This is a genomic window from Pseudomonas sp. CBS (genome assembly GCF_024734645.1).
Classification (GTDB): domain Bacteria; phylum Pseudomonadota; class Gammaproteobacteria; order Pseudomonadales; family Pseudomonadaceae; genus Aquipseudomonas.
In genome coordinates this window covers 2,177,659-2,203,299 of sequence record NZ_CP102929.1, presented here as the reverse complement: position 1 = coordinate 2,203,299, position 25,641 = coordinate 2,177,659, and the positions used below count along the sequence as shown (strand labels likewise).

Annotated in this window: 19 protein-coding genes, 2 tRNA genes and 3 rRNA genes; 12 read left to right on the top strand and 12 right to left on the bottom strand. The window is 58.1% G+C overall.

Translation table 11 applies throughout. The features are described 5' to 3' along the window. Positions 1 to 26: 26 nt before the first annotated feature. Positions 27 to 1,172, bottom strand: a complete 1,146-nt coding sequence (gene ssuD / locus NVB75_RS09755) for an FMNH2-dependent alkanesulfonate monooxygenase (protein WP_003210130.1) — start codon at positions 1,170 to 1,172, stop codon at positions 27 to 29. A gap of 9 nt (positions 1,173 to 1,181) precedes the next feature. Further along, a complete protein-coding gene (gene msuE / locus NVB75_RS09750; protein ID WP_063028405.1) occupies positions 1,182 to 1,745 on the bottom strand; it encodes an FMN reductase in 564 nt (187 codons plus the stop codon). Positions 1,746 to 2,142: 397 nt separating this feature from the next. On the opposite strand from msuE, the gene NVB75_RS09745 reads away from it, so the two are divergent. From NVB75_RS09745 to NVB75_RS09735, 3 genes are all read left to right on the top strand, one after another. Then, a complete protein-coding gene (locus NVB75_RS09745; protein ID WP_076016660.1) occupies positions 2,143 to 2,412 on the top strand; it encodes a DUF547 domain-containing protein in 270 nt (89 codons plus the stop codon). Between the two features lie 228 nt (positions 2,413 to 2,640). Then, positions 2,641 to 3,801, top strand: a complete 1,161-nt coding sequence (locus NVB75_RS09740) for a cysteine desulfurase family protein (RefSeq protein WP_076016650.1) — start codon at positions 2,641 to 2,643, stop codon at positions 3,799 to 3,801. Between the two features lie 36 nt (positions 3,802 to 3,837). After that, positions 3,838 to 5,646 carry an aminopeptidase P family protein gene (locus NVB75_RS09735; RefSeq protein WP_258346995.1) on the top strand — a complete coding sequence of 603 codons (1,809 nt, stop codon included), beginning with the start codon at positions 3,838 to 3,840 and terminating at the stop codon, positions 5,644 to 5,646. Here NVB75_RS09735 and NVB75_RS09730 read toward each other — a convergent pair. Both NVB75_RS09730 and NVB75_RS09725 read right to left on the bottom strand, forming a co-directional pair. Next, entirely contained in the window at positions 5,643 to 6,233 is a 591-nt protein-coding gene (locus NVB75_RS09730; protein WP_258346994.1) for a 2-hydroxychromene-2-carboxylate isomerase, read from the bottom strand. The genes NVB75_RS09735 and NVB75_RS09730 overlap by 4 nt on opposite strands. Before the next feature lie 35 nt (positions 6,234 to 6,268). Beyond that, entirely contained in the window at positions 6,269 to 7,000 is a 732-nt protein-coding gene (locus NVB75_RS09725) for an SDR family oxidoreductase (RefSeq protein WP_167665787.1), read from the bottom strand. Positions 7,001 to 7,087: 87 nt separating this feature from the next. Between NVB75_RS09725 and NVB75_RS09720 the strand changes: the two genes are divergently transcribed. Then, positions 7,088 to 7,648: a TetR/AcrR family transcriptional regulator gene (locus NVB75_RS09720; RefSeq protein ID WP_258346993.1), complete on the top strand. Its 561-nt coding sequence runs from the start codon at positions 7,088 to 7,090 to the stop codon at positions 7,646 to 7,648. 12 nt (positions 7,649 to 7,660) lie between these two features. Here NVB75_RS09720 and NVB75_RS09715 read toward each other — a convergent pair whose 3' ends face one another. Next, positions 7,661 to 7,942 carry a hypothetical protein gene (locus NVB75_RS09715; RefSeq protein WP_076016657.1) on the bottom strand — a complete coding sequence of 94 codons (282 nt, stop codon included), beginning with the start codon at positions 7,940 to 7,942 and terminating at the stop codon, positions 7,661 to 7,663. A gap of 167 nt (positions 7,943 to 8,109) precedes the next feature. After that, on the bottom strand, positions 8,110 to 8,997 hold the full coding sequence (rhtA, locus tag NVB75_RS09710; RefSeq protein WP_167665788.1) for a threonine/homoserine exporter RhtA: 888 nt from the start codon (positions 8,995 to 8,997) through the stop codon (positions 8,110 to 8,112). Positions 8,998 to 9,696: 699 nt separating this feature from the next. Between rhtA and NVB75_RS09705 the strand changes: the two genes are divergently transcribed. The 5 genes from NVB75_RS09705 to rrf all read left to right on the top strand — a co-directional run bounded on the left by NVB75_RS09705 (position 9,697) and on the right by rrf (position 14,914). Beyond that, a 16S ribosomal RNA gene (locus NVB75_RS09705) occupies positions 9,697 to 11,233 on the top strand. An 82-nt stretch (positions 11,234 to 11,315) separates the two neighbouring features. Continuing rightward, positions 11,316 to 11,392: transfer RNA gene (locus NVB75_RS09700), tRNA-Ile, on the top strand. A 30-nt stretch (positions 11,393 to 11,422) separates the two neighbouring features. Then, positions 11,423 to 11,498, top strand: a tRNA-Ala gene (locus NVB75_RS09695). 234 nt (positions 11,499 to 11,732) lie between these two features. Beyond that, a 23S ribosomal RNA gene (locus NVB75_RS09690) occupies positions 11,733 to 14,626 on the top strand. Positions 14,627 to 14,798: 172 nt separating this feature from the next. Then, positions 14,799 to 14,914 (top strand): 5S ribosomal RNA (gene rrf / locus NVB75_RS09685). The 16S, 23S and 5S rRNA genes sit together here with 2 tRNA genes alongside, the layout of an rRNA operon. Before the next feature lie 77 nt (positions 14,915 to 14,991). Here the strand turns inward: rrf and NVB75_RS09680 are convergent. Next, the gene (locus NVB75_RS09680; RefSeq protein WP_258346992.1) at positions 14,992 to 15,882 is read right to left on the bottom strand and encodes a LysR family transcriptional regulator; all 891 of its coding nucleotides are present in this window, start codon (positions 15,880 to 15,882) and stop codon (positions 14,992 to 14,994) included. Positions 15,883 to 15,983: 101 nt separating this feature from the next. Here NVB75_RS09680 and NVB75_RS09675 point away from each other — a divergent pair, with 101 nt between their 5' ends. From NVB75_RS09675 to NVB75_RS09665, 3 genes are all read left to right on the top strand, one after another. After that, on the top strand, positions 15,984 to 17,399 hold the full coding sequence (locus NVB75_RS09675; protein ID WP_258346990.1) for an aldehyde dehydrogenase family protein: 1,416 nt from the start codon (positions 15,984 to 15,986) through the stop codon (positions 17,397 to 17,399). 196 nt (positions 17,400 to 17,595) lie between these two features. Continuing rightward, complete coding sequence (gene mrdA, locus NVB75_RS09670) at positions 17,596 to 19,488, top strand: penicillin-binding protein 2 (protein ID WP_010166602.1); 1,893 nt, start codon at positions 17,596 to 17,598, stop codon at positions 19,486 to 19,488. Between the two features lie 92 nt (positions 19,489 to 19,580). After that, positions 19,581 to 20,048 (top strand): SRPBCC family protein, encoded by a 468-nt coding sequence (locus NVB75_RS09665; RefSeq protein WP_258346989.1) that lies wholly within the window; start codon positions 19,581 to 19,583, stop codon positions 20,046 to 20,048. 49 nt (positions 20,049 to 20,097) lie between these two features. On the opposite strand, the gene NVB75_RS09660 is transcribed toward NVB75_RS09665, so the two are convergent. The 5 genes from NVB75_RS09660 to NVB75_RS09640 all read right to left on the bottom strand — a co-directional run bounded on the left by NVB75_RS09660 (position 20,098) and on the right by NVB75_RS09640 (position 25,447). Next, positions 20,098 to 21,069 carry a cyclase family protein gene (locus NVB75_RS09660; protein ID WP_063028426.1) on the bottom strand — a complete coding sequence of 324 codons (972 nt, stop codon included), beginning with the start codon at positions 21,067 to 21,069 and terminating at the stop codon, positions 20,098 to 20,100. A gap of 27 nt (positions 21,070 to 21,096) precedes the next feature. Next, positions 21,097 to 21,855: an SDR family oxidoreductase gene (locus NVB75_RS09655; protein ID WP_258346988.1), complete on the bottom strand. Its 759-nt coding sequence runs from the start codon at positions 21,853 to 21,855 to the stop codon at positions 21,097 to 21,099. 32 nt (positions 21,856 to 21,887) lie between these two features. Then, a complete protein-coding gene (locus NVB75_RS09650; protein WP_258346987.1) occupies positions 21,888 to 23,336 on the bottom strand; it encodes an aldehyde dehydrogenase family protein in 1,449 nt (482 codons plus the stop codon). A gap of 2 nt (positions 23,337 to 23,338) precedes the next feature. Continuing rightward, the gene (locus NVB75_RS09645; protein ID WP_258346986.1) at positions 23,339 to 24,445 is read right to left on the bottom strand and encodes a tartrate dehydrogenase; all 1,107 of its coding nucleotides are present in this window, start codon (positions 24,443 to 24,445) and stop codon (positions 23,339 to 23,341) included. 120 nt (positions 24,446 to 24,565) lie between these two features. After that, a complete protein-coding gene (locus NVB75_RS09640) occupies positions 24,566 to 25,447 on the bottom strand; it encodes a LysR family transcriptional regulator (protein WP_258346985.1) in 882 nt (293 codons plus the stop codon). Positions 25,448 to 25,641: the final 194 nt, after the last annotated feature.

The following is a 25,641-nucleotide window of genomic DNA, read 5'->3' as shown; positions in this document are numbered from 1 at the left end:
CGGGGCGTGCCCCGGCAGACGGCAAGTCAGGCCTTGGCTTTTGCCGGCAGGACGTCGTTGGCAATCATTTCGCCGAACGGTCCGGTGAGGTTGGTGACGCCGCGCCCGGCCAGGCTCGCATAAGGTTCCGGCAGCAGCGGGAACACCAGTTCGGCAAAGCGATACGCCTCTTCCAGGTGCGGGTAACCGGAGAAGATGAAGCTTTCGATGCCCAGGTCCGCGTATTCCTTGATCCGCTCGGCAACTTGCTGAGGGTTGCCCACCAAGGCCGTGCCCGCGCCGCCGCGCACCAGGCCGACGCCGGCCCACAGGTTAGGGGCGATTTCCAGGTTGTCGCGGCGCCCGTCGTGCAGCGCGGCCATGCGCCGCTGGCCTTCGGAGTCAAAGCGTGAGAAAGACTTTTGCGCGGCGGCGATGGTTTCGTCGCTGATGTGCTCGATCAGTTTGGCCGCGGCTTTCCAGGCGTCTTCCTCGGTTTCCCGCACGATCACATGCAGGCGAATCCCGAACTTGACGGTGCGCCCGTGGCGGGCGGCGCGCTCACGCACGTCGGCGAGTTTTTCCGCGACGGCGGCCGGTGGTTCACCCCAGGTCAGGTATACGTCGACTTGTTCGGCGGCGAGGTCGTGGGCAGCGTCGGAGGAGCCGCCGAAGTACAAGGGCGGATATGGCTTCTGCACCGGTGGGTAAAGGGCCTTGGCGTTCTGCACCCGCAGGTGTTTGCCTTCGAAGTCCACCGATTCGCCCTGCAACACGCGGCGCCAGATCTTAAGGAATTCGTCGGTCACTTCGTAGCGTTCGCTGTGATCGAGGAAGCTGCCGTCGCCGCGGTTTTCGTCGGGGTCACCGCCGGTCACCACGTTGATCAACAGGCGGCCATTGGACAGGCGGTCGAGGGTGGCGGCCATACGTGCAGATACGGTCGGCGAGATGATCCCCGGGCGAATCGCTACCAGGTAGCGCAGGCGTTCGGTCAGTGGCACCAGCGCCGAGGCGATGACCCAGGAGTCTTCGCAGGAGCGGCCGGTGGGGATCAGCACGCCGTGGTAGCCGAGGTTATCTGCGGCTTGGGCGACTTGTTTCAAATAGTTGAGGGTGACCGGGCGAGCGCCCTGGGTGGTGCCCAGGTAATGACCGTCACCGTGTGTAGGCAGAAACCAGAAAACATCCATGACAAATCCTTAAGCGATTTTCAGCAGAGAGGTGGGATGCGCGGCAAACAACGGCGCGGCGCGTTCTGCAGCAAGGCGAATGCGGGCCTTCAAGGGCTCACTGGTTATTTGGTAGTCGGTGAAGTCGGCCTCGGTGGCGTACACGCCAATCGGCAAGGTCAGGGCCTGGAAGAAACTGAACAGCGGGCGCAACTGGTGATCGAGTACCAGAGCGTGGCGTTCGCTGCCGCCGGTAGCCGCCAGCAACACTGGGGTGTTGATCAGGGCGTTGAGGTCGACCAGGTCGAAAAGATGCTTGAGCAGGCCTGGGTACGAACCGCGATACACCGGGGCGGCGACGATCAGCAGGTCGGCCTGTTCGATGGCGTGCAGTTGCGCCTCGACGTCGGCGGGCAACTCCTGGCGGGACAGTGCGCCGCCCAGTGGCCGGGCAATGTCGCCCAGTTCAATCAGGGTGGTCTGGATCGGCAATTGAGTGGCCAGTTCGGCCAGCACCGCCTGGGTCAACACCAGGGTGCGGGATGGGCGCCAGGTTCCGCCGGAGAGGGCAACGACATTCAGTGGACGGGTCATCAACAGTTCCTTTTTCAACAGTCGCTCAGGGCAAGAGCAGTAGCAGGACTTGAGCAAGAGCTGTACCAAGCTGCGCAGGCCTTGACTGGCGCGGGTCGTGGGCCAGGTGTTGGAAAATGACGGTGTTGTCTGCCTGGTGTTTTGTTGAATGACTGTTGCCTGGGCAACAGTTGCCAGGCGAACAGTGGCGTGAGCGTTGAAGCCATTTATAGAGGGTTGTGTTTATTCCGTAAATGAACGTATTTCCATATTTATAGATCTGCATGGAATATAAGACGTGGCTATCACAGGTGTCGCAAGGGTTGATAGCGACTATCACGGCTGATGATTTTTCACCGTGCAGGGGCGGGAGTAGCCTGTGCTCATTGACTTCAACCCGTTTCGCAGGACCTTCGCCATGAACCGTTTTCTCGCCATCTCCGTATTGCTTGTCACCTCAGTCCTTGCCGGTTGCGCGACACATTCGTCGCCTGAACTGCGTGCCTACTCGGCGGAAGAGAGCAAGGAGCTGGCGCTGGAAGCCCTGAGCCGTCGAGGCCTGTCGTTTGATGAATACCAACAGAAGAAAGCCGAACTGACCGGCCAGCCACAGAAAACCTTTGGTTTCGACCGTCAGGGTGAAATGAATGCCGAGCGCGGTATGACGCTGCACGGTCGCCCCAGTTGAGTCAGTGGCCAGGTCTGAAAAGCCCGAGGTTTCCCACAGGAATCTCGGGCTTTTTGTTTGCCATCCGTTTCCCGGAGCCTGTTAAGCTGAATTTCAGGAGCGTTCCTACGCACTTTTAAATAAAGTGGTCTTTCTTTCACGGCACGGAATCAGGTAAACCATCTTCCTTCCTGATCGCTGCCCCTGAGACGTTGTTCTCGGGAACATGCTCTGCGAGTCTTTAACGTCATGAATAAACGTCCGCTGTATTTCGACTACGCCGCCACCACGCCGGTGGATGAGCGGGTCATCCAGGTGATGGTCGAGTGTCTGGGCTTCAACGCCAACTTCGGTAACCCTGCGTCCAGTTCCCACGCGTTCGGCCAACAGGCCCGGCAAACGGTTGAGCAGGCGCGGGGCCAGGTGGCTGAACTGGTCGGCGCCGAGCCGGCACAGATCGTCTGGACCTCCGGTGCCACCGAGTCCAACAACCTCGCCATCAAGGGCGTCGCCCAGGCGCGGGGCGTGGCCGGTGGGCATATCATCACCAGCCAGATTGAACACAAGGCCACGCTCGACACCGCCCGCCAGTTGCAGGAAGCCGGGGTTGCCGTGACGTACCTGGTGCCGGACGCCGAAGGTTTGATCAGCGTCGAGGCGGTGAGCGAAGCATTGCGTGAGGACACCTTCCTCGTGTCGCTGATGCTGGTGAACAACGAGCTGGGCACTCTTAACGATATCCAGGCGATTGGCGCACGAGTGCGTGAGCACGGTGCGTTGTTTCACGTGGATGCGGCGCAGGGCGCGGGTAAGGTCGCGATTGACCTGGCTGAGTGGCCGGTGGACCTGATGTCATTTTCCGCACACAAACTCTATGGCCCCAAGGGCATCGGCGCGCTGTACGTCGGCCCACGTGCGCAGCAGAAAGTGCTGGCGCAGATTCACGGCGGTGGCCATGAAGGCGGCTTGCGTTCCGGCACCCTGGCGACTCACCAGATTGCCGGTATGGGCACTGCGTTCGCACTGGCGGCAGCGTCCTTTGCCGAAGAGAAGGCGACCATTGTTGCCCTGCGCGAGCGCCTGCTGGAACAGCTGAATACGATTGCCGGGGTGCGCCTCAATGGCAGCCTTACCCAGCGTATTCCCCACACCTTGAGCCTGACGTTCAGCGAGGGCGAGTTCAATTCCGCCGCGTTGAGCGCGGGCATTGCCTTTTCGGCCACGTCGGCCTGCAATTCGGCGAGCAATGCACCATCACATGTGCTTCTGGCGCTGGGCCATGATGCCCGCAGCGCAGGTCGCACCATTCGCTTGAGCCTCGGGCGGTTTACCACCGAGCAGGACATCGATCAGGCGGTACAGCTGATCAAGGCCGCACTGGCCAGCGCACCGGCTTTCTGGGCCGTTTGACCCCATAACAATTATTAGTGGTTAGCAGGAGACACGATGAGCACACAGCCTTTGACCCATGGAACGGTTCCCCAGCGCCTGGCGCACACCCGCGAACTGATGAGCCGCGAGGGCATTCATGCCCTGTTGGTGCCGTCGGCCGACCCGCACTTGTCCGAATACCTGCCGGGTTATTGGCAGGGCCGTCAGTGGTTGTCGGGTTTTCATGGGTCGGTGGGCACGCTGATTGTCACCGCTGATTTCGCCGGTGTGTGGGCAGACAGCCGTTACTGGGAACAGGCGACCAAGGAGCTCAAAGGCAGTGGTATCGAGTTGGTCAAGCTGCAACCCGGTCAGCCCGGGCCGCTGGAGTGGCTGGCGGAACAGACGCCGGAAGGCGGTGTGGTGGCCGTGGATGGCGCGGTCATGGCCGTTGCATCGGCACGTACCTTGGGCAGCAAGCTGGAGGCACGTGGTGCACGCTTGCGTACGGACATCGACCTGTTGAATGAAGTCTGGCAAGACCGTCCGACCTTGCCGAACCAGCCGATCTACCAGCATCTGCCGCCTCAGGCCACCGTCAGCCGCAGCGAGAAGCTCGCAGCCCTGCGAGCCAGCTTGAAGGAGAAGGGCGCCGATTGGCATTTCATCGCGACCCTGGACGACATTGCCTGGCTGTTTAACCTGCGCGGCGGCGACGTTTCGTTCAACCCGGTGTTTGTATCCTTTGCCTTGATTGGCCAGCACCAGGCGACACTGTTCGTGGCCTTGAGCAAGGTCGACGCCGAGCTTCGCGCCGTGCTGGAACAGGATGGCGTGACCCTGCGGGATTACAGCGAAGTTGCGGCGGCGTTGCAGGACATCCCTTCGGGCGCCAGTGTGCAGGTCGACCCGGCACGGGTGACCGCCGGCTTGCTGGAAAACCTCGGCAGTGGCGTGACGCTGATCGAAGGCCTGAACCCTACTACCTTGGCCAAGTCGCGCAAAAGCCTGGCGGACGCCGAGCATATTCGCCAGGCGATGGAGCAGGATGGCGCAGCCCTGTGTGAATTCTTCGCCTGGCTCGACAGCGCGTTGGGTCGCGAACGCATCACCGAGCTGACCATTGATGAGCACCTGACCGCGGCCCGTACCCGTCGTCCGGGTTATGTGTCGTTGAGCTTCAACACGATTGCCGCGTTCAACGCCAATGGCGCGATGCCGCACTATCACGCGACTGAAGAAGAGCACGCGCTGATCGAAGGCGATGGCTTGCTGCTGATCGACTCCGGTGGCCAGTACCTGGGCGGCACGACCGATATCACGCGGATGGTGCCTATCGGCACGCCAAGCGAAGAGCAGAAGCGCGACTGCACGCGTGTACTCAAGGGTGTGATCGCGTTGTCCCGCGCGCATTTCCCCAAGGGGATTCTTTCGCCGCTGCTGGACGCCATCGCCCGGGCTCCGATCTGGGCGGAAGGCGTGGACTACGGCCACGGCACTGGCCATGGCGTAGGTTATTTCCTGAATGTGCATGAAGGTCCACAGGTAATCGCCTACCAAGCCGTCGCTGCGCCGCAAACGGCGATGCAGGCGGGCATGATTACGTCCATCGAACCGGGCACTTATCGTCCGGGCCGTTGGGGCGTGCGCATCGAGAACCTGGTGTTGAACCGTGAGGCGGGCAAGACCGAGTTTGGCGAGTTCCTCAAGTTCGAGACACTCACCTTGTGCCCGATCGATACCCGTTGCCTTGAGCCGTCGCTGCTGACGGTGGAAGAGCGCCAGTGGTTCAACGACTACCATGCGCAAGTGCGCGAGCGCCTGAGTCCGCTGCTCAGTGGCGCTGCGCTGGAGTGGTTGCAGGTGCGGACGGCCGCGATCTAGCTCAGCGCTTCACGCACAAAATCCAGGCGATCCTGGCCAAAGAACAGCTGGTTGCCGACAAACAGGCTGGGGGCACCGAACACGCCACGTTGGATGGCGTGTTCGGTGTTGTCCTTGAGGGCGGCCTTGACCTCGTCGTCATTGGTCAGCGCCAGGATTTCTTCGGGATCAAAGCCATGTTCGGCCAGCACTGCGGCCACCACTGACATGTCTCCCAAGTGACGGCCCTCTACCCAAAGAGCGCGGAACAGACAGTCGATGAAGTCGAGAAAACGCTCGGGCTGGCGCATTTGAATGCCGGTGACTGCACGCATCAGCAGCAAGGTGTTGATGGGAAAGTGCGGATTGAACTTGAGCGGGACGTTGTAGCGCTGGGCATAGCGCGCCAGGTCCTGGAACATGTAGCGGCCTTTGGCGGGAACAGTGGCCGGTGACGCATTGCCGGTGGCCTTGAACACGCCGCCCAGCAGCATTGGTTTATAAATCAGTTGGGCGCCGGTTGCCGCGCATAGGTCTGGAAGCTGGGTATAGGCCAAATAGGTGGCAGGGCTGCCGAGATCGAAGAAAAATTCCACTGTTTTACGCATGCTGGGTACTCGCTGTTTATTGTTATGGGGCGTTCTTACCAGGGTTCATTCCAGGGGCGCAGGTCCAGCTCGAAGGTCCAGGCGTCCCGTGGCTGGCTATGCAGGTACCAGTAGTTATCGGCGATGTGCTCGGGGTTGAGAATACCGTCCTGATCCTTGAGGGCATATTTTTGCGGGAAGTTGTCGCGGATGAAATCGGTGTCGATGGCGCCATCCACGACCACGTGGGCGACGTGGATATTCCGCGGGCCCAATTCGCGGGCCATGCTTTGCGCCAGCGCGCGGATCCCGTGTTTGGCTCCAGCAAATGCAGCAAAGCCGGCGGCGCCACGCAAGCCGGCGGTGGCACCGGTAAACAGGATGGTCCCGCGATTACGGGTGACCATGCGCTTGGCCACTTCCCTGGCGTTGAGGAAGCCTGAGAAACAGGCCATCTCCCAAATTTTGAAGTACTTGCGGGCGGTTTCTTCGAGGATGCTGCACGGCACGTTGGCGCCAATGTTGAAGACAAAGGCTTCTATGGGCCCCAACTCGGTTTCAATCTGTTCGATCAGGGCGATAACGTCCTCTTCCTTGCGGGCATCGCAGGCAAAGCCATGCGCTTCTCCACCTGCCGCGTGGATGCTTTCCACCAAGGGTTGCAGTTTATCGGCGCTGCGCCGGGTAACGCAGGCGACATAACCCTCTCGGGCGAAGCGCTTGGCGATGGCGCCACCGGTGGCATCGCCGGCACCCACTACCAGTACGATTTTCTTGTTGTTCGTCATGGGGGATCCTTTAGTAAACGATCGTTTGCCAAACGAACGTTATGCTACGATCCGACAGGCGTCAAGCAGACAGCAGAGAGGGAAGTGATGCGATATTCGGCCAGTCATAAGCAGGAAACCAAAGAGAAGCTGCTGGATAGCAGTGCGGCCTTGGCGAAGAAAGAAGGGTTTGCCAGCGTCGGGGTGGATGGCTTGATGAAAGCCATTGGCTTGAGTGGCGGTGCCTTTTATAGCCACTTCGCCTCAAAGGACGAATTGTTCAGCTCGATTGTCGAACGTGAATTGAGCCATAGCCTTGAGCGCTTGAATGGCAATGGTGTGCAGAGTCGGGAACGGCTGGATCGCTGTCTGAAGTTCTATTTGAGCATGGCCCATGTGGAGCAGTCGGAGGCGGGCTGTGCGTTGCCGAGCCTGGGTGCGGAGATTGCGCGGTCTGATGTGGCGGTACGCCAACAGGCGCAGGACTGGATTTGCCGATTGCAGGCGGGCTGGGCTGCAACGTTGGGCAGCGAGGACCTGGCGTGGTCGATTCTGTCGCAATGCATCGGCGCCCTGGTAGTGGCACGGATGATGGTCAGCCCACAGGTACAGGCGCAGGTTCTGTCATCGAACTACGATGTGCTCAGTCAACAGCTGTCGAGGTCGTGAGAGCGTCGACAGCTATTTGCAGATGACGATCATGCTTCGGCTGGTGTAGCCGGCGGGGTTGAGGCCGAATGGGTAGTCGCCCGGGTCTTCGGCGTTGTCGCCTGACTTGGCGATGACCTTATAGCCTTTGGCTCCACATGAGTTAGCTGCGCTGGCGTAGCACTTGTCCCAGGAGGAGGACAGTCCCGAGCAGTTGATATGCAGGCCCTTTTTTCCCCGTTTCACTTCGGTCTTGGTGGTCGCGGCACAACCTGCAATCGCCACAATCATCAACAGCATCAAAATTCGCTTCATTCCTATCCTTAATAGCCGCCTCGCTTAACAGCACGAAGCTGGCTTTGCTCGCTCTCGACTGTAGCGTTCATGATGTCCTTATCTAAATTCTCCATGACTGACATTGGGTTACGGTCTAAACATGGCCTAATTGAGCGGCAAATGCCAGAGCTACGTCAAATCCTGAATTAATCTGCAGGAACGAGTGGCTTTGATTCGTTACGCATGGTCAGGGTTGCGCCAACGGAGGCCAGGATGATGCAGGTGATCGCCAGCCACTGTGCCAGGGACAAGTGTTCTTGAAGGAAAAACAGGCCGGACAGGGCGCCGAACGCGGGCTCGATACTCATCAAGGTTCCGAATGTACGGGCGGGCAGGCGAGTCAGGGCGACCATCTCCAGGGTGTAGGGCAGGGCGGTGGATAAAATGGCGACACCAATAGCAATCGGGATCAGGGAGGGAGTGAGTAATGCCGCGCCCGCGTGGACGATTCCGATCGGCGCGACAAACAGTGCGGCAATCATTACACCGAGGGCCGCAGTCTGAACGCCGTTGTCAGCGCCGGCCTTTTGGCCGAACAATATATAGAGTGCCCAGCACACACCTGCGCCCAGTGCGTACGCGGCGCCTGTCAGGTCAATGCCGTTGCTGGCCTCTCCCATGGGGATCAGCAACAGAAGGCCAATGATAGCCAGGGCTATCCAGAGAAAGTCCACAGCGCGCCGCGATGCATAAATGGCGACGGCCAGTGGACCGGTGAATTCCAGGGCTACTGCGATGCCTAGCGGAACGGTCCGCAGCGACATATAGAAGAGGAAGTTCATTCCGCCCAAGGCCATGCCGTATACGACCACGGTCTGGAGCGACTTGGCAGTGAGCTTGGCGCGCCAGGGACGTAATAGAAGCAGCATGATCACGCTGGCGAAAATCAGGCGCAGAGTGGTGGTGCCTTGGGCACCCACAATAGGGAACATGCTTTTGGCGAGTGACGCGCCTGATTGGATGGAGGCCATGGCAATGAGTAGCAGGCCGACCGGAAACAATGTCGAGGCCAGGCTACGGGGGGAAGTGGTCATTGAGGGTGTTCGTCCGAGATCGTATTTTAAGAAGCAGAAGTGGCTATGATGCTTAACTGTTTAGGAATGAGCAATATATTGCTCAGCTTGCTCAGTATTCCTCTATATATAGGAGGATTTTGTGGTTGTCGGGATTGATTGATAGAAAAGCTAAATTAAGTGTTGACGGCAGATTCTGGAAGTCTATAATTCGCCCCACTTCCGGCGCAGTCGAAACGGAAAACTCCTTGGTAAACAAAGAGTTATGTAGGATTCGACAGCGAGCTGCTTCAGATCATCGAAGCCCAGAAGGAGTTAGTAAGGCGGTGTTGTTTAGCCCTATTAACGGCTCGATCTTCTCGGTCGAAAGCGGAGAAAAAGAGGTGTTGACAGCAGCGTGTAACGCTGTAGAATTCGCCTCCCGCTAACGAGAGATCGGAAGCGCAAGTGGTTGAAGTTACAAAGGAAACTTTGAAAGCTTCTTAAAAAAACCGCTTGACAGCAACAGAGGCTGCTGTAGAATGTGCGCCTCGGTTGAGACGAAAGATCTTAACCAACCGCTCTTTAACAACTGAATCAAGCAATTCGTGTGGGTTCTTGTGGAGTCAGACTGATAGTCAACAAGATTATCAGCATCACAAGTTACTCCGCGAGAAATCAAAGATGTAACCAACGATTGCTGAGCCAAGTTTAGGGTTTCTTAAAAACCCAAAGATGTTTGAACTGAAGAGTTTGATCATGGCTCAGATTGAACGCTGGCGGCAGGCCTAACACATGCAAGTCGAGCGGTAGAGAGAAGCTTGCTTCTCTTGAGAGCGGCGGACGGGTGAGTAATGCCTAGGAATCTGCCTGGTAGTGGGGGATAACGTTCGGAAACGGACGCTAATACCGCATACGTCCTACGGGAGAAAGCAGGGGACCTTCGGGCCTTGCGCTATCAGATGAGCCTAGGTCGGATTAGCTAGTTGGTGGGGTAATGGCTCACCAAGGCGACGATCCGTAACTGGTCTGAGAGGATGATCAGTCACACTGGAACTGAGACACGGTCCAGACTCCTACGGGAGGCAGCAGTGGGGAATATTGGACAATGGGCGAAAGCCTGATCCAGCCATGCCGCGTGTGTGAAGAAGGTCTTCGGATTGTAAAGCACTTTAAGTTGGGAGGAAGGGCAGTAAATTAATACTTTGCTGTTTTGACGTTACCGACAGAATAAGCACCGGCTAACTCTGTGCCAGCAGCCGCGGTAATACAGAGGGTGCAAGCGTTAATCGGAATTACTGGGCGTAAAGCGCGCGTAGGTGGTTCGTTAAGTTGGATGTGAAATCCCCGGGCTCAACCTGGGAACTGCATTCAAAACTGACGAGCTAGAGTATGGTAGAGGGTGGTGGAATTTCCTGTGTAGCGGTGAAATGCGTAGATATAGGAAGGAACACCAGTGGCGAAGGCGACCACCTGGACTGATACTGACACTGAGGTGCGAAAGCGTGGGGAGCAAACAGGATTAGATACCCTGGTAGTCCACGCCGTAAACGATGTCAACTAGCCGTTGGGAGCCTTGAGCTCTTAGTGGCGCAGCTAACGCATTAAGTTGACCGCCTGGGGAGTACGGCCGCAAGGTTAAAACTCAAATGAATTGACGGGGGCCCGCACAAGCGGTGGAGCATGTGGTTTAATTCGAAGCAACGCGAAGAACCTTACCAGGCCTTGACATCCAATGAACTTTCTAGAGATAGATTGGTGCCTTCGGGAACATTGAGACAGGTGCTGCATGGCTGTCGTCAGCTCGTGTCGTGAGATGTTGGGTTAAGTCCCGTAACGAGCGCAACCCTTGTCCTTAGTTACCAGCACGTAATGGTGGGCACTCTAAGGAGACTGCCGGTGACAAACCGGAGGAAGGTGGGGATGACGTCAAGTCATCATGGCCCTTACGGCCTGGGCTACACACGTGCTACAATGGTCGGTACAGAGGGTTGCCAAGCCGCGAGGTGGAGCTAATCCCAGAAAACCGATCGTAGTCCGGATCGCAGTCTGCAACTCGACTGCGTGAAGTCGGAATCGCTAGTAATCGCGAATCAGAATGTCGCGGTGAATACGTTCCCGGGCCTTGTACACACCGCCCGTCACACCATGGGAGTGGGTTGCACCAGAAGTAGCTAGTCTAACCTTCGGGAGGACGGTTACCACGGTGTGATTCATGACTGGGGTGAAGTCGTAACAAGGTAGCCGTAGGGGAACCTGCGGCTGGATCACCTCCTTAATCGACGACATCAGCTGCTCCATAAGTTCCCACACGAATTGCTTGATTCATTGAAGAAGACGATAAGAAGCAGCCCGAAATTGGGTCTGTAGCTCAGTTGGTTAGAGCGCACCCCTGATAAGGGTGAGGTCGGCAGTTCGAATCTGCCCAGACCCACCAATTTTGTGTGGGAAACGCCTGTAGAAATACGGGGCCATAGCTCAGCTGGGAGAGCGCCTGCCTTGCACGCAGGAGGTCAACGGTTCGATCCCGTTTGGCTCCACCACTACTGCTTCTACGTTATGAAAGCTTAGAAATGAGCATTCCATCGTTGTGATGGTGAATGTTGATTTCTAGTCTTTGATTAGATCGTTCTTTAAAAATTTGGGTATGTGATAGAAAGATAGACTGAACGTTACTTTCACTGGTAACGGATCAGGCTAAGGTAAAATTTGTAAGTAATTGCGAATTTTCGGCGAATGTCGTCTTCACAGTATAACCAGATTGCTTGGGGTTATATGGTCAAGTGAAGAAGCGCATACGGTGGATGCCTTGGCAGTCAGAGGCGATGAAAGACGTGGTAGCCTGCGAAAAGCTTCGGGGAGTCGGCAAACAGACTTTGATCCGGAGATGTCTGAATGGGGGAACCCAGCCATCATAAGATGGTTACCTTACACTGAATACATAGGTGTATGGAGCGAACCAGGGGAACTGAAACATCTAAGTACCCTGAGGAAAAGAAATCAACCGAGATTCCCTTAGTAGTGGCGAGCGAACGGGGACTAGCCCTTAAGTGGCTTTGAGATTAGCGGAACGCTCTGGAAAGTGCGGCCATAGTGGGTGATAGCCCTGTACGCGAAAATCTCTTAGTCATGAAATCGAGTAGGACGGAGCACGAGAAACTTTGTCTGAATATGGGGGGACCATCCTCCAAGGCTAAATACTACTGACTGACCGATAGTGAACTAGTACCGTGAGGGAAAGGCGAAAAGAACCCCGGAGAGGGGAGTGAAATAGATCCTGAAACCGTATGCGTACAAGCAGTGGGAGCAGACTTTGTTCTGTGACTGCGTACCTTTTGTATAATGGGTCAGCGACTTATTTTCAGTGGCGAGCTTAACCGAATAGGGGAGGCGTAGCGAAAGCGAGTCTTAATAGGGCGTCTAGTCGCTGGGAATAGACCCGAAACCGGGCGATCTATCCATGGGCAGGTTGAAGGTTGGGTAACACTAACTGGAGGACCGAACCGACTACCGTTGAAAAGTTAGCGGATGACCTGTGGATCGGAGTGAAAGGCTAATCAAGCTCGGAGATAGCTGGTTCTCCTCGAAAGCTATTTAGGTAGCGCCTCATGTATCACTGTAGGGGGTAGAGCACTGTTTCGGCTAGGGGGTCATCCCGACTTACCAAACCGATGCAAACTCCGAATACCTACAAGTGCCGAGCATGGGAGACACACGGCGGGTGCTAACGTCCGTCGTGAAAAGGGAAACAACCCAGACCGTCAGCTAAGGTCCCAAAGTTATGGTTAAGTGGGAAACGATGTGGGAAGGCTTAGACAGCTAGGAGGTTGGCTTAGAAGCAGCCACCCTTTAAAGAAAGCGTAATAGCTCACTAGTCGAGTCGGCCTGCGCGGAAGATGTAACGGGGCTCAAACCATACACCGAAGCTACGGGTATCACCTTCGGGTGATGCGGTAGAGGAGCGTTCTGTAAGCCTGTGAAGGTGAGTTGAGAAGCTTGCTGGAGGTATCAGAAGTGCGAATGCTGACATGAGTAACGATAATGGGTGTGAAAAACACCCACGCCGAAAGACCAAGGTTTCCTGCGCAACGTTAATCGACGCAGGGTTAGTCGGTCCCTAAGGCGAGGCTGAAAAGCGTAGTCGATGGAAAACAGGTTAATATTCCTGTACTTCTGGTTATTGCGATGGAGGGACGGAGAAGGCTAGGCCAGCTTGGCGTTGGTTGTCCAAGTTTAAGGTGGTAGGCTGGAATCTTAGGTAAATCCGGGATTCTAAGGCCGAGAGCTGATGACGAGTTATCTTTTAGATGACGAAGTGGTTGATGCCATGCTTCCAAGAAAAGCTTCTAAGCTTCAGGTAACCAGGAACCGTACCCCAAACCGACACAGGTGGTTGGGTAGAGAATACCAAGGCGCTTGAGAGAACTCGGGTGAAGGAACTAGGCAAAATGGCACCGTAACTTCGGGAGAAGGTGCGCCGGTGAGGGTGAAGGACTTGCTCCGTAAGCTCATGCCGGTCGAAGATACCAGGCCGCTGCGACTGTTTATTAAAAACACAGCACTCTGCAAACACGAAAGTGGACGTATAGGGTGTGACGCCTGCCCGGTGCCGGAAGGTTAATTGATGGGGTTAGCTAACGCGAAGCTCTTGATCGAAGCCCCGGTAAACGGCGGCCGTAACTATAACGGTCCTAAGGTAGCGAAATTCCTTGTCGGGTAAGTTCCGACCTGCACGAATGGCGTAACGATGGCGGCGCTGTCTCCACCCGAGACTCAGTGAAATTGAAATCGCTGTGAAGATGCAGTGTATCCGCGGCTAGACGGAAAGACCCCGTGAACCTTTACTATAGCTTTGCACTGGACTTTGAATTTGCTTGTGTAGGATAGGTGGGAGGCTTTGAAGCGTGGACGCCAGTTCGCGTGGAGCCAACCTTGAAATACCACCCTGGCAACTTTGAGGTTCTAACTCAGGTCCGTTATCCGGATCGAGGACAGTGTATGGTGGGTAGTTTGACTGGGGCGGTCTCCTCCTAAAGAGTAACGGAGGAGTACGAAGGTGCGCTCAGACCGGTCGGAAATCGGTCGTAGAGTATAAAGGCAAAAGCGCGCTTGACTGCGAGACAGACACGTCGAGCAGGTACGAAAGTAGGTCTTAGTGATCCGGTGGTTCTGTATGGAAGGGCCATCGCTCAACGGATAAAAGGTACTCCGGGGATAACAGGCTGATACCGCCCAAGAGTTCATATCGACGGCGGTGTTTGGCACCTCGATGTCGGCTCATCACATCCTGGGGCTGAAGCCGGTCCCAAGGGTATGGCTGTTCGCCATTTAAAGTGGTACGCGAGCTGGGTTTAGAACGTCGTGAGACAGTTCGGTCCCTATCTGCCGTGGACGTTTGAGATTTGAGAGGGGCTGCTCCTAGTACGAGAGGACCGGAGTGGACGAACCTCTGGTGTTCCGGTTGTCACGCCAGTGGCATTGCCGGGTAGCTATGTTCGGAATAGATAACCGCTGAAAGCATCTAAGCGGGAAACTAGCCTCAAGATGAGATCTCACTGGAACCTTGAGTTCCCTGAAGGGCCGTCGAAGACTACGACGTTGATAGGTTGGGTGTGTAAGCGCTGTGAGGCGTTGAGCTAACCAATACTAATTGCCCGTGAGGCTTGACCATATAACACCCAAGCAATTTGCATGCTTCAAGCTGAAAAGCGAAAGAGCACCAGATTGCGGTGTGTGAAGACGAAACGAACCGAAAGTTCGAGATACTCACAAAACACCGAAAGCTATCACATACCCAATTTGCTGAAGCGAGGCCAGCTGGTCACGACTCAGTACCCGAATTTCTTGACGACCATAGAGCATTGGAACCACCTGATCCCATCCCGAACTCAGCAGTGAAACGATGCATCGCCGATGGTAGTGTGGGGTTTCCCCATGTGAGAGTAGGTCATCGTCAAGATTAAATTCCGAAACCCCTGATTGCTAACGCAATCAGGGGTTTTGTTTTGGGCGGTCGAAAACTCACTGCGTTGCCGTTTAAAATCCTTTCTCTCTGATCAATTCGATCAGCGCCCTTAATCCAGCCGGCACATGACGTCTTCCTGGATAATAGAGGCACAGACGTTCAAAAGATGGCGTCCACTCTTCCAGCACCCGCACTAACGTCCCCTTCGCTAAATCAGCGGCGGCATTCCATTCCGTAAGATAGGTCAAGCCCAGTCCCGCTCTGGCAGCCTCAAGCATCAGACTCGGATTATCCAGGGTTAAAGCCCCCTGTACCTCAATAGCAAGTGCTTCGCCATGACGCTCAAACTCCCAGTGGTAGATCGCACCGCCAGGCATTCGGCTGCGAATACACTGATGGGCCCGTAGATCTGTCGGGCTGACGGGGACTGGGTGGTTGGCAAAATACTCCGGGCTGCCCAATACCGCAAAACGCTGAGCCTGGCTGATATCGACCGCGATCATGTCTTGAGGAACCGTGTCGCCCAGACGAATCCCCGCATCAAACCCCTGCGCAACGATATCCACCAGACGCCCTTCAGTGACGATATCCAGTTTCATCCGCGGATAGCGCCGCAAATACTCCAGCAGCAGCGGCATCACCTGCTTTGCGGCACCTGCTGAGGTATTCAGGCGCAAGGTACCGCTGGGTTCTGCGCTGCGATTTCCCGCCTGCTCCAAGGCTGTGCGGATGCTCAACAGTGCCGGCGTAATTGTCTCGACAAACTCTGCGCCCACTTCAGACAACGACACACTGCGCGTTGTGCGATTGAACAACCTCACCCCCATCCGCGCTTCAAGGCCTGCAATAGAGTGACTTAGCGCCGACGTCGACACATTCAACTCAGTCGCCGCCGCACGAAAACTTCGATGCCGCGCCACTGCCAATACGGCTTCCAGTTCGTTCAGTCCGGATGTATTCATTGTCCTGAATCACTCATCAACTCATGCAGAATTGTACGGCTTATCAGCTCAATCATAGTGACTTACCGTATGACGCACTAGCTCAGCGTCCCGGAGGACCTATGCAACGCATCAACCAGATCTATATCAACGGCGCTTTTGTAACTCCCCATGGCGAAGAGCTTTTTGACCTGTTCAATCCCGCCACAGGCCAGGGTATCGGCCAGGTTCAATTGGCCAATGAACAGGACGCCCTGGATGCCATCGCCGCCGCCAAGCGAGCGTTTATCGAGTTTTCCCACAGCTCGAAAGATGTACGCATTGGCTATCTAAAACGCATGCACGCTGCCGTTGAATCCATCGAGGACGAACTCACCGACGCGATTATCGAGGAGTATGGTGCTCCGGTTTCACGTGCGCGATGGATGGCCAAGCACGCGGCCAGCGTCCTGCAGGATGTCGCTTCGGTTCTGGAGAACTACAACTTCTCCCGACGTATCGGCATTGCCGAGGTGGTCATGCAGCCGTTGGGTGTGGCCGGTTTGATCACGCCCTGGAACAGCAACGCCGGTTTTATCTGCGGCAAGCTCGCTGCAGCGCTGGCCGCCGGCTGTACTGCGGTGATCAAACCCAGTGAAATGAGCGCAATCCAGACCTCCATTGTCACCCGCGCACTCCATGAAGCGGGGCTGCCCGCGGGCGTGTTCAACATCGTCACCGGCCGTGGTGAAACCGTAGGTGCCGTGTTGAGCGCCCATCCCGACATCGCAAAAGTCTCCTTCACCGGCTCAACGGCTGTCGGCAAAACCATCCTGCGTACCGGCGCCGAGACCTTGAAGCGCGTCACTCTGGAACTAGGCGGCAAATCACCGGTGCTGATTCTCGATGATGCGGATCTCAAAACCGCCGTGCCCCTGGCTCTCCAGGCCGGCTTCATGAACAGTGGTCAGGCCTGCATCGCCGGCACCCGAATCCTGGTACCTCAAAGTCGCCTGGCTGAAATCGAAGCGCTGATGATCGAGGAAGTGACCAAAGTACAAGCCGGTAATCCTCGTGATCCAGCCACGGCCGTGGGCCCCATGGTCAGCCTTAAACAATGGGAGCGCGTGCAGCGCTACATTCAGATCGGGATCGAGGAGGGCGCTCACCTGCTAGCGGGAGGCCCCGGTCTGCCAGAAGGCATCACGGCGGGCTGGTTTGTGAGACCCACCGTATTCAGCCGCGTGACCAATCAAATGACCATCGCTCGCGAGGAGATTTTCGGCCCGGTGCTATCGATCATTACCTACGCGACCGAGGAGGAAGCACTGACGATAGCCAACGACACCCCCTACGGCCTCCAGGCGTACATTCTGTCTTCAAATCCCGAACGCGCCCGCAATCTGGCCAGCCGTATCGATGCCGGCCGAGTCCTGATCAATACCCTCGCCCATGAGCCATTCGCACCGTTTGGCGGTTTCAAACAATCGGGCATTGGCCGCGAGTACGGCACATTCGGCTTGGAAGCATTCCTGGAACCCAAATCGATCCTCAGCTGATTCCTCAGCATGAAAATGTATGAATAAGGTCCACGTCCCAAACCAAAGGGCATGAACAGGCTCTATAAGCACACCGTTCAGGGAAATCGATGCAAAGTGTTTCCGCATTTTTGGTATGGTGCAGCACATTTTCACAGGGACTGATTATTCTCCGCAGGAAGCGGCGTCGACCTTATTTCAACGAGATGCTGTAGAAATGCCTGAACCGATACCGATCAAGGACCACGAAAAAGAAAACCGCCTGGTCAACAAGCGGCTGCTGGCCTGCGCGCTGCTGGTCATCGGCATCACCTGCGCCCTGGTAGGCCGGATGTACTTCCTGCAGGTGGTGCAGTACGACTACCACTCCACCATTTCCGAAAACAATCGCGTCCACGTCCTACCGATTACACCGACGCGCGGCCTGATCTATGACCGCAATGGTGTAGTACTTGCCGACAACCGTCCCAGTTACAACCTGACCATCACCCGCGAACGTACAACCGATCTCAAGGGTGAGCTGGACGCCATCGTCAGCCTCCTGCATTTGCCTGCCGAGGACCGTGGCGTATTTGATAAAGCGCTCAAGCAAGCGCGTCATCCCTTCGTCCCCGTCACGCTGTTTTATGAGCTGACCGAAGAACAGATCGCCGTGCTTGCCGTCAACGAATTCCGCCTGCCTGGCGTGGATGTCGAGCCGCAATTCGTCCGCCATTACCCGCTGGGTGCGCACTTTGCCCACTCCATTGGCTACGTAGGCCGGATCAACGAAAAAGAATCCAAGGCCCTCGATTCAGTGGAATACCGGGGCACGCAGTCCATCGGTAAAACCGGGATCGAGCGTTTCTACGAGTCCGAGCTGCATGGCCACGTGGGCTATGAAGAAGTTGAAACCAACGCCCAGGGCCGCGTCCTGCGAGTGCTCAAGCACACCGACCCGATCCCCGGCAAAAACATTGTCCTGAGCCTGGACGTCAAACTCCAGGAAGCTGCCGAAGAAGCCCTCGGCGACCGTCGCGGCTCGGTGGTCGCTCTCGACCCGGCAACCGGCGAAGTCCTGGCGATGGTCAGCAAGCCAAGCTTTGACCCGAACTTGTTCGTCACCGGTATCAGCTTCAAGGAGTACGCAGCGCTTCACGACTCTCTTGATCGTCCGCTGTTTAACCGCGTGCTGCGCGGGCTCTACGCGCCAGGCTCGACGATCAAGCCGGAAGTCGCCATCGCCGGCCTCGACAGCGGTGTAGTCACCGCCCAGACCCGCGTGTTCGACCCGGGTTACTACCAACTCCCGGATTTCGACCATAAATACCGCAACTGGAACCACAGCGGCGACGGCTGGGTGGACATGGACGCGGCGATCATGCGCTCCAACGACACCTACTTCTACGACCTTGCCCACAAGCTGGGCATCGACCGCCTGCACGACTACCTGGCTGAATTCGGCCTTGGCCAGAAAGTCTCCCTCGACATGTTCGAAGAGTCGGCCGGCTTGATGCCGTCCCAGGCCTGGAAGCGCGCCACCCGACGCCAACCGTGGTTCCCGGGTGAAACCGTGATCCTCGGCATCGGCCAGGGCTACATGCAGGTCACCCCGCTGCAACTGGCCCAGGCCACTGCGTTGATCGCCAACAAAGGCGTATGGAACCGCCCGCACCTGGCCAAGACCATCAATGGCGTGGCGCCAGTGGATGAAAATCCGATGCCCAACGTTGTCCTCAAAGACCCGCGCGACTGGGAGCAGGTCAACCACGGCATGCAACTGGTCATGCACGACCCACGAGGTATCGCCCGGGCGGCTGCAGCCGGTGCGCAATACCGGATTGCCGGCAAGAGTGGTACCGCACAGGTGGTGGCGATCAAGCAGGGCGAGCGTTACAACCGTCTCAAGACCCTGGAACGCAACCGTGACAACGCCTTGTTCGTCGGTTTCGCCCCGGCGGAGCACCCGCGGATCGTGATTTCGGTGATGATTGAAAACGGCGAGGCTGGTGGCCGGGTGGCGGGCCCGGTGGTGCGGCAGATCATGGATGCCTGGTTGCTCGATCAGGAAGGCCATTTGAAGCCGCAATACGCGACGCCCAGTAAGGCGCCGGGTGATCCCCACGTCTGAGGTCTTCAGGGCATGACGCTGTTCATGCCTTATACCTTGTCAAAGGTTGCGCATTGGTCGATGTCGCCTACTGTCAATACAGGAGGTGTCTCATGCACGAATCAAATGAAATCAAACGTAAAGTCCTGCTCAACGCTCCACGTCAACGCGTCTGGGAAGCACTGACCGACGCCGAGCAATTCGGCAATTGGTTTGGCATCGCTCTCAAGGGCAAGCAGTTTGCCCAGGGCCGGGCCCTTGAAGCCCAAATTACTTATCCCGGTTACGAGCATGTGGTGTGGAAGGCCAAAATCGAGCGCCTTGAGCCACAAACACGCTTCTCTTTCAGTTGGCATCCCTACGCCGTAGACAAGGATGTCGATTACGACGCCGAAACGCCCACACTGGTGGAGTTCACCCTTGAGGATCACGCCGAAGGCATCTTGTTGCGGGTGGTGGAGTCAGGTTTCGATGCGATCCCGGACGCTCGCCGCCAGAAGGCCTACAAGAAGAACTCCCGAGGCTGGGATGATCAGATGAATAACATCGAAGAGTACCTGGCGAAATCCCATCGGCCTTGAGTCCAGTGGCGAGTTCGCGATTCGCAAATTCGCCACTGAGATTGAGCGTCTACTTGATCACCACCGGATTCACCGGTGCGCCACTGCCCCCGACAATCTTCAGCGGGGCGGCGGTGTAGAGGAATTTCCACTGGCCGTCGTCCGCACAATCGGCGGCCAGTTCCTCCAGCAACACAATCTCGGTGAAGGCGATTCCCAGGTTGCGCATCAGCGCGCAATGCAGCGGAATCTGCACCCCGGACACCGGGTCGGTGATCACTTCGTTGGCGATGGTGTCGGTCACCAGGTTGGGGATTTCCATTTCGTGAAACCATTCCACCAGCTCGCGGCTGTAGGTCAGCCCCGGCTCCATCAGGTCTTTGAAGAACTCGGTCTTGCCCAGCTCATAAAACGCCCCCATGGAACCGGTGCGGATGATCAGGATGTCGCGCTTTTCAATGGTCACGCCCTGGGCCTTGGCGGCGTCGAGCAGGTCCAGGTGGTTGAAGGTTTCGCCACGGCCCAGGCATTTCTTGCCGCGATGGCGGGCCATATCGATCAGCACGGCACGGCCCACCACGCCGCGTTCGGCGATGGCCAGCACGCTGGCCTTGGCCATGCCGCCGACGGTGGTCTGGGCGTCGTAGCCGTTCCACAGTTGATTGTCGTACCAGGCGTGGCCGAGGGCGTCGTACTGGGTCGAGCCTTGCAACTGCATGAAGATCACGTCGTCGGAATACGCCGCGCCACCGGTCATGTGCGGCTGTTTGCCGAAGTGGTAATGACTGTGGTCGAGGGTGTTGAAGCGCATCGACGGGTTGCGCGCGGGCCACATCGGGTCACCGCCCGGGTGGCCGATCTGCACTTGCAGGGTAAAGGTCTTGCCCTGTCGCACCGAGGCGACGCCCCGCAGCACTTCGGCTTCAGTCAGGTAATTGAGGGCACCGACTTCGTCGTCCGGTCCCCATTTACCCCAGTTCTTTGGCAGGCCTTCAAGCAATTCCCGGGTGTTCGGCTCGTTCTTATTATGAAGATCACACATAGCAATTCCGGTCCCTGTGAGAGTGAGTTACACGCAGCGCCCGCCATCGACTTCCAGGCAGGTGCCGGTGATGAACGCCGCTTCGTCCGACGCCAGGTACAAGCAGGCGTTGGCCACATCTTGCGGGGTGGAAAAGCGCCCCAGGGGAATGGTCGCCATGAACTTCTGGCGGTTTTCCGGGGTGTCCGGCACGCCCATGAATTCGCTGAGCAATGCCGTGGCACCCACCACCGGATTCACGCAGTTGACGCGGATATTGTCCGGCCCCAACTCTGCCGCCATGGTCTTGCTCATGACCACCACTGCGCCCTTGCTGCCGTTATACCAGACCAGTCCCGGGCGTGGGCGGATCGCTGCCGTCGAGGCAATGTTGACGAACACGCCGCCGCCCTGGCCGCGAAAGTGCGGCACAAAATGCTTGGCGCTCAAGAAGATGCTTTTGACGTTGACCGCAAACACCCGGTCGAACTCGGCCTCATCGACCTCCAGCATCGGCCGGTTGCGGTGGGTGGTACCGGCGTTGTTGATGACGATGTCCAGCCCACCGAATTGCTCCAGTGTGCCGCGCAGCAGCGCGCCCATGCTTTCATCGTTGGCCACGTTGACCTCGATAAAGTGCGCATGGCTGCCGCTTTCGGCAATCTCATTGACCACTCGCTGACCGCCCACGGCGTTCATGTCCGCAACGATGACCTTGGCACCCTGGCGGGCAAATGTCTTGGCGATGCCCTCGCCAAACCCCGAGCCGGCGCCGGTGACGATCGCGACTTTATTGGCTAAACGCATGGTGTGTTCTCCGTTCTTGTTGTTGTGAGGAATCAACCGTGTTTGATCGCAATAGTCTTCAAGGTGGTAAAGCCCAGCAGCGCTTCGAAGCCTTTTTCCCGGCCATAACCGCTGGCCTTCACGCCGCCGAATGGCAGTTCGACGCCGCCACCGGCTCCGTAGTTGTTGATGAATACCTGGCCACAACGCAGCGTGCGCGCCAGGCGCATTTGCCGCGCGCCGTCGCGGGTCCACACGCCGGCCACCAGGCCGAACTCGGTGCCGTTGGCCAGGCGAATCGCTTCGGCTTCATCATCGAAAGGCATCACGGCCAGTACCGGGCCGAACACTTCCTGTTGCGCCAGGCGGCTGTCTGGTGGCACATCGCGGAACAGCACCGCCTCCTGGAAATACCCGCCGCTGCCAGCCTCGGCCACCACCGTGCCACGTGCGGCGACGGTGATCCCGGCCAGTTCGGCCTCGCGAATAAACTCCCGCACCAGGCGTTGCTGCTTCTGATTGATCAGCGGGCCCATGTCCAGGTCCAGCGCTGAAGGCCCGGCACGCAACTCGGAAAAACGCTGGCTGAGGCGCGCGAGCAGGCTTTCGTAGATGCTGCGCTCCACCAGCAAGCGGCTGCCGGCTGAGCAGGTTTGCCCGCAGTTCTGAATGATGGCATTGACCAGCACCGGCAACGCTTCATCCAGATCGGCATCGGCGAACACCAGTTGCGGCGACTTGCCGCCCAGTTCCAACGTCACCGGGCAGTGGCGCTCGGCGGCGGCTTTCGATACGGCGGTGCCGGTGGCAGTGGAACCGGTAAACGAGATGTGATCGATGCCCGGGTGTGCGCACAACGCTGCACCGGCTTCATAACCATAACCGGTCACCACATTGATCGCGCCAGCCGGAAAGCCCACCTCGGCAGCGATCTCCGCCAGGCGCAGTAACGACAGGCTGGCATCTTCCGCCGGCTTGACCACACACGCATTGCCCGCCGCCAACGCAGCGCCGACGCTGCGACCGAAAATCTGCATCGGGTAATTCCACGGGATGATATGCCCGGTCACGCCATGAGGTTCGCGTACGGTCAATACGGTGTAGCCAGCCTGATACGGCAGGGTTTCGCCGTGCAGTTTGTCGGCGGCGCCGGCGTAGTACTCGAAGTAGCGTGCGAGGGCAGTGGCATCAGCGCGGGCGACTTTCAATGCCTTGCCGGTGTCCCGCGCTTCGATCTGCGCCAGCTCTTCATGATGGTCCAACACTGCCACGCCGAGCTTCGCCAGCAGGCGGCTGCGCTCCACGGCAGATAACGTACCCCACGGCCCATCGAAGGTTTCCCCGAGTGCCAGGCGCGCCGCGCGGATCGCCGCATCGATATCGGCGGCCGTGCCACGGGCGATGCTCGAGTAGGTTTCGCCGGTGCTCGGGTCGATCACGGGAATGTCTTCCAGCGAGGTCGATGCCAGCCATTGATTGGCGATGTAATGTGCGTTGGTCATGTTCAACTCCTGTTCCCTGCGACGCATTCGGCGATGGCGCGGCCCACTTCGACGGTGCTGGCGCTGCCGCCCATTTCCCGGGTGCGCGGGCCTTCGGCAAGCACGGTTTCGATGGCGGATACGATCGCCGCCGCAGCTTCCTGGTAAAGCGTATGACCGTCGCCCAAGTGCTCGATCATCAGCGCGGCCGACCAGATCTGCCCGATAGGATTGGCCACGCCCAGCCCGGCGATGTCCGGCGCCGAGCCGTGCACCGGCTCGAACAGCGAAGGGTAACGCCGCTGCGGATTCAGGTTGGCCGACGGCGCAATGCCAATGGTGCCGGTGCACGCCGGGCCAAGGTCGGAAAGGATGTCGCCGAACAGGTTGGACGCCACCACCACATCGAACCAGTCGGGGTGCTGCACGAAGTGCGCACACAGAATGTCGATGTGGAACTTGGCCGTCTTCACGTCCGGGTAGCGCCGGGCGATCTCGTTCACCCGCTCGTCCCAGAACGGCATGGTGATCGAGATGCCATTGGATTTGGTCGCCGCCACCAGGTTTTTCCGGGGCCGCTGTTGCGCCAGTTTGAAGGCGTAATCCACCACGCGGTCCACGCCTTCCCGGGAGAAGATCGACTCTTGCACTGCGATTTCCCGCGAGGTGCCTTCCCACATGCGCCCGCCGACACTGGAGTATTCGCCTTCGGTGTTTTCCCGCACCACGATAAAGTCGATGTCACCCGGCACGCGGCCGGCCAGCGGACAGGGCACGCCAGGCATCAGACGCACCGGGCGGATATTCACGTATTGATCGAACTGGCGGCGGATCTTCAGCAGCGACTCCCACACGGCAGTGTGGTCGGCAATGATGTCCGGCGCGCCGACAGCGCCGAAGAAGATCGCGTCATGGCTGCCGATCTGTTCGGCCCAGTCGTCGGGCATCATCGTACCGTGGGCCAGGAAATGCTCGCTGCACCAGGCAAAGTGGTCGAAGTGAAAGTGAATACCGAACCGCCGGCTGACGGCCTCAAGTACCCGCAGGCCTTCGGGGACCACTTCGCGGCCGATGCCGTCGCCGGGAATCACGGCGATGCGGTGGGTGGGGCGGGTGTGGGATTGGGACACGCCGTGTCTCCTGTCTTGTTTTTATAGGAAGGTCTGGCGAGGGCATTCTTGGCACAGCTGTTACAACAGGGGAATTGCTCATTGTGGAATCGGCCTTCGCAAAATTCGAAGGCCGAAGGTTCATGCAGGGTTAGCGCTCAGGTAGTCGAACAACGCCAGGCTGGTCAGCGAAGGCTGCTCCTTGCGCATGCACAGGTACATCTGGCGGTCGGCCCAGGCGTCATCGATTTCGATAAAGCGCAAGGCCATCTCCTTGCGGAAAATCTGCACGGCGCCCTGTGGCAGCACGCCCACGCCCTGGCCGGCAGCGATCAAGCGGCACACCGCTTCGAAACTGCGCACCTGCATCCGCAACCGCAACGGCATGCCAATCGCAGCGGCGGCTTCGGTAATCAGCGGCGTGATGGCGGCGTTGTCCTCCAGCCCGACGAAGTCATAGCCGAGCAAATCCTCGAAGGGCGCATGGCGCATTTTCAACGGATGATCATGGGGCACGATCAGGCACAGGCGGTCCTGGCAGTAGGGTACAAAGCGCAACTCTTCGCTGGGCCGGGTCGTGACGATGCCGACATCCGCCACGCCGTCACGTACGGCCTGGAGAATTTCCCGGCTGCGCTCCTCGCGAATATCCAGGCGGATGCCCGGGTGCAGCGTGTTCCACTGGGTCAGCTGGCGCGGCAGTTCCTGGCTCATCGCCGAACTGTTGGCGTACAGGCAAACCCGGCCGGTGGCGCCCTTGGCGTAGTCGGCGAGATCGGCGTGCATGCCGTCCACCGCCCGCAGGATCGACTGCGCATGCTGGGCCAATACTTCGCCGGCCGCCGTCGGTGAAACGCCGGTGGAGGTGCGGGTCAGCAGGGCGACCTTGAAGTGCTGCTCCAGCAGCGACAGGCGTCGGCTGGCGGCAGAGAGGGAGAGATGGGATTGCTCGGCCGCCCGGGACAGGTTGCCCAGCTTGACCGCCTTGAGGAACAGCTCGATGGAAGTGAGGTCGGGGGACATGCCGGAGTCCTTGTGCGCAGTGGTTGGGAAACTACGCAGTTGGCGTCCGGCTGTCCAATGTCCGGCAAACAACACGGATGAAGGCAGATCTGCTTTTCTGTGGGAGCTGGCTTGCCTGCGATCGCATCACCGAGGTGCATCTGACGCACCGAGGTGCCTGCATCGCAGGCAAGCCAGCTCTCCCATTGACTGGG

Coding starts and splice junctions, on each gene's coding strand:
- NVB75_RS09715 (WP_076016657.1), bottom strand. CDS start 7,942: ATGAAGCGAATTTTGATGCTGTTGATGATTGTGGCGATTGCAGGTTGT.
- NVB75_RS09640 (WP_258346985.1), bottom strand. CDS start 25,447: ATGTCCCCCGACCTCACTTCCATCGAGCTGTTCCTCAAGGCGGTCAAG.
- NVB75_RS09655 (WP_258346988.1), bottom strand. CDS start 21,855: ATGCGTTTAGCCAATAAAGTCGCGATCGTCACCGGCGCCGGCTCGGGG.
- NVB75_RS09740 (WP_076016650.1), top strand. CDS start 2,641: ATGAATAAACGTCCGCTGTATTTCGACTACGCCGCCACCACGCCGGTG.
- NVB75_RS09680 (WP_258346992.1), bottom strand. CDS start 15,882: ATGAATACATCCGGACTGAACGAACTGGAAGCCGTATTGGCAGTGGCG.
- ssuD (WP_003210130.1), bottom strand. CDS start 1,172: ATGGATGTTTTCTGGTTTCTGCCTACACACGGTGACGGTCATTACCTG.
- NVB75_RS09730 (WP_258346994.1), bottom strand. CDS start 6,233: ATGCGTAAAACAGTGGAATTTTTCTTCGATCTCGGCAGCCCTGCCACC.
- NVB75_RS09725 (WP_167665787.1), bottom strand. CDS start 7,000: ATGACGAACAACAAGAAAATCGTACTGGTAGTGGGTGCCGGCGATGCC.
- rhtA (WP_167665788.1), bottom strand. CDS start 8,997: ATGACCACTTCCCCCCGTAGCCTGGCCTCGACATTGTTTCCGGTCGGC.
- msuE (WP_063028405.1), bottom strand. CDS start 1,745: ATGACCCGTCCACTGAATGTCGTTGCCCTCTCCGGCGGAACCTGGCGC.
- NVB75_RS09665 (WP_258346989.1), top strand. CDS start 19,581: ATGCACGAATCAAATGAAATCAAACGTAAAGTCCTGCTCAACGCTCCA.
- NVB75_RS09720 (WP_258346993.1), top strand. CDS start 7,088: ATGCGATATTCGGCCAGTCATAAGCAGGAAACCAAAGAGAAGCTGCTG.
- NVB75_RS09650 (WP_258346987.1), bottom strand. CDS start 23,336: ATGACCAACGCACATTACATCGCCAATCAATGGCTGGCATCGACCTCG.
- NVB75_RS09745 (WP_076016660.1), top strand. CDS start 2,143: ATGAACCGTTTTCTCGCCATCTCCGTATTGCTTGTCACCTCAGTCCTT.
- NVB75_RS09735 (WP_258346995.1), top strand. CDS start 3,838: ATGAGCACACAGCCTTTGACCCATGGAACGGTTCCCCAGCGCCTGGCG.
- NVB75_RS09675 (WP_258346990.1), top strand. CDS start 15,984: ATGCAACGCATCAACCAGATCTATATCAACGGCGCTTTTGTAACTCCC.
- mrdA (WP_010166602.1), top strand. CDS start 17,596: ATGCCTGAACCGATACCGATCAAGGACCACGAAAAAGAAAACCGCCTG.
- NVB75_RS09660 (WP_063028426.1), bottom strand. CDS start 21,069: ATGTGTGATCTTCATAATAAGAACGAGCCGAACACCCGGGAATTGCTT.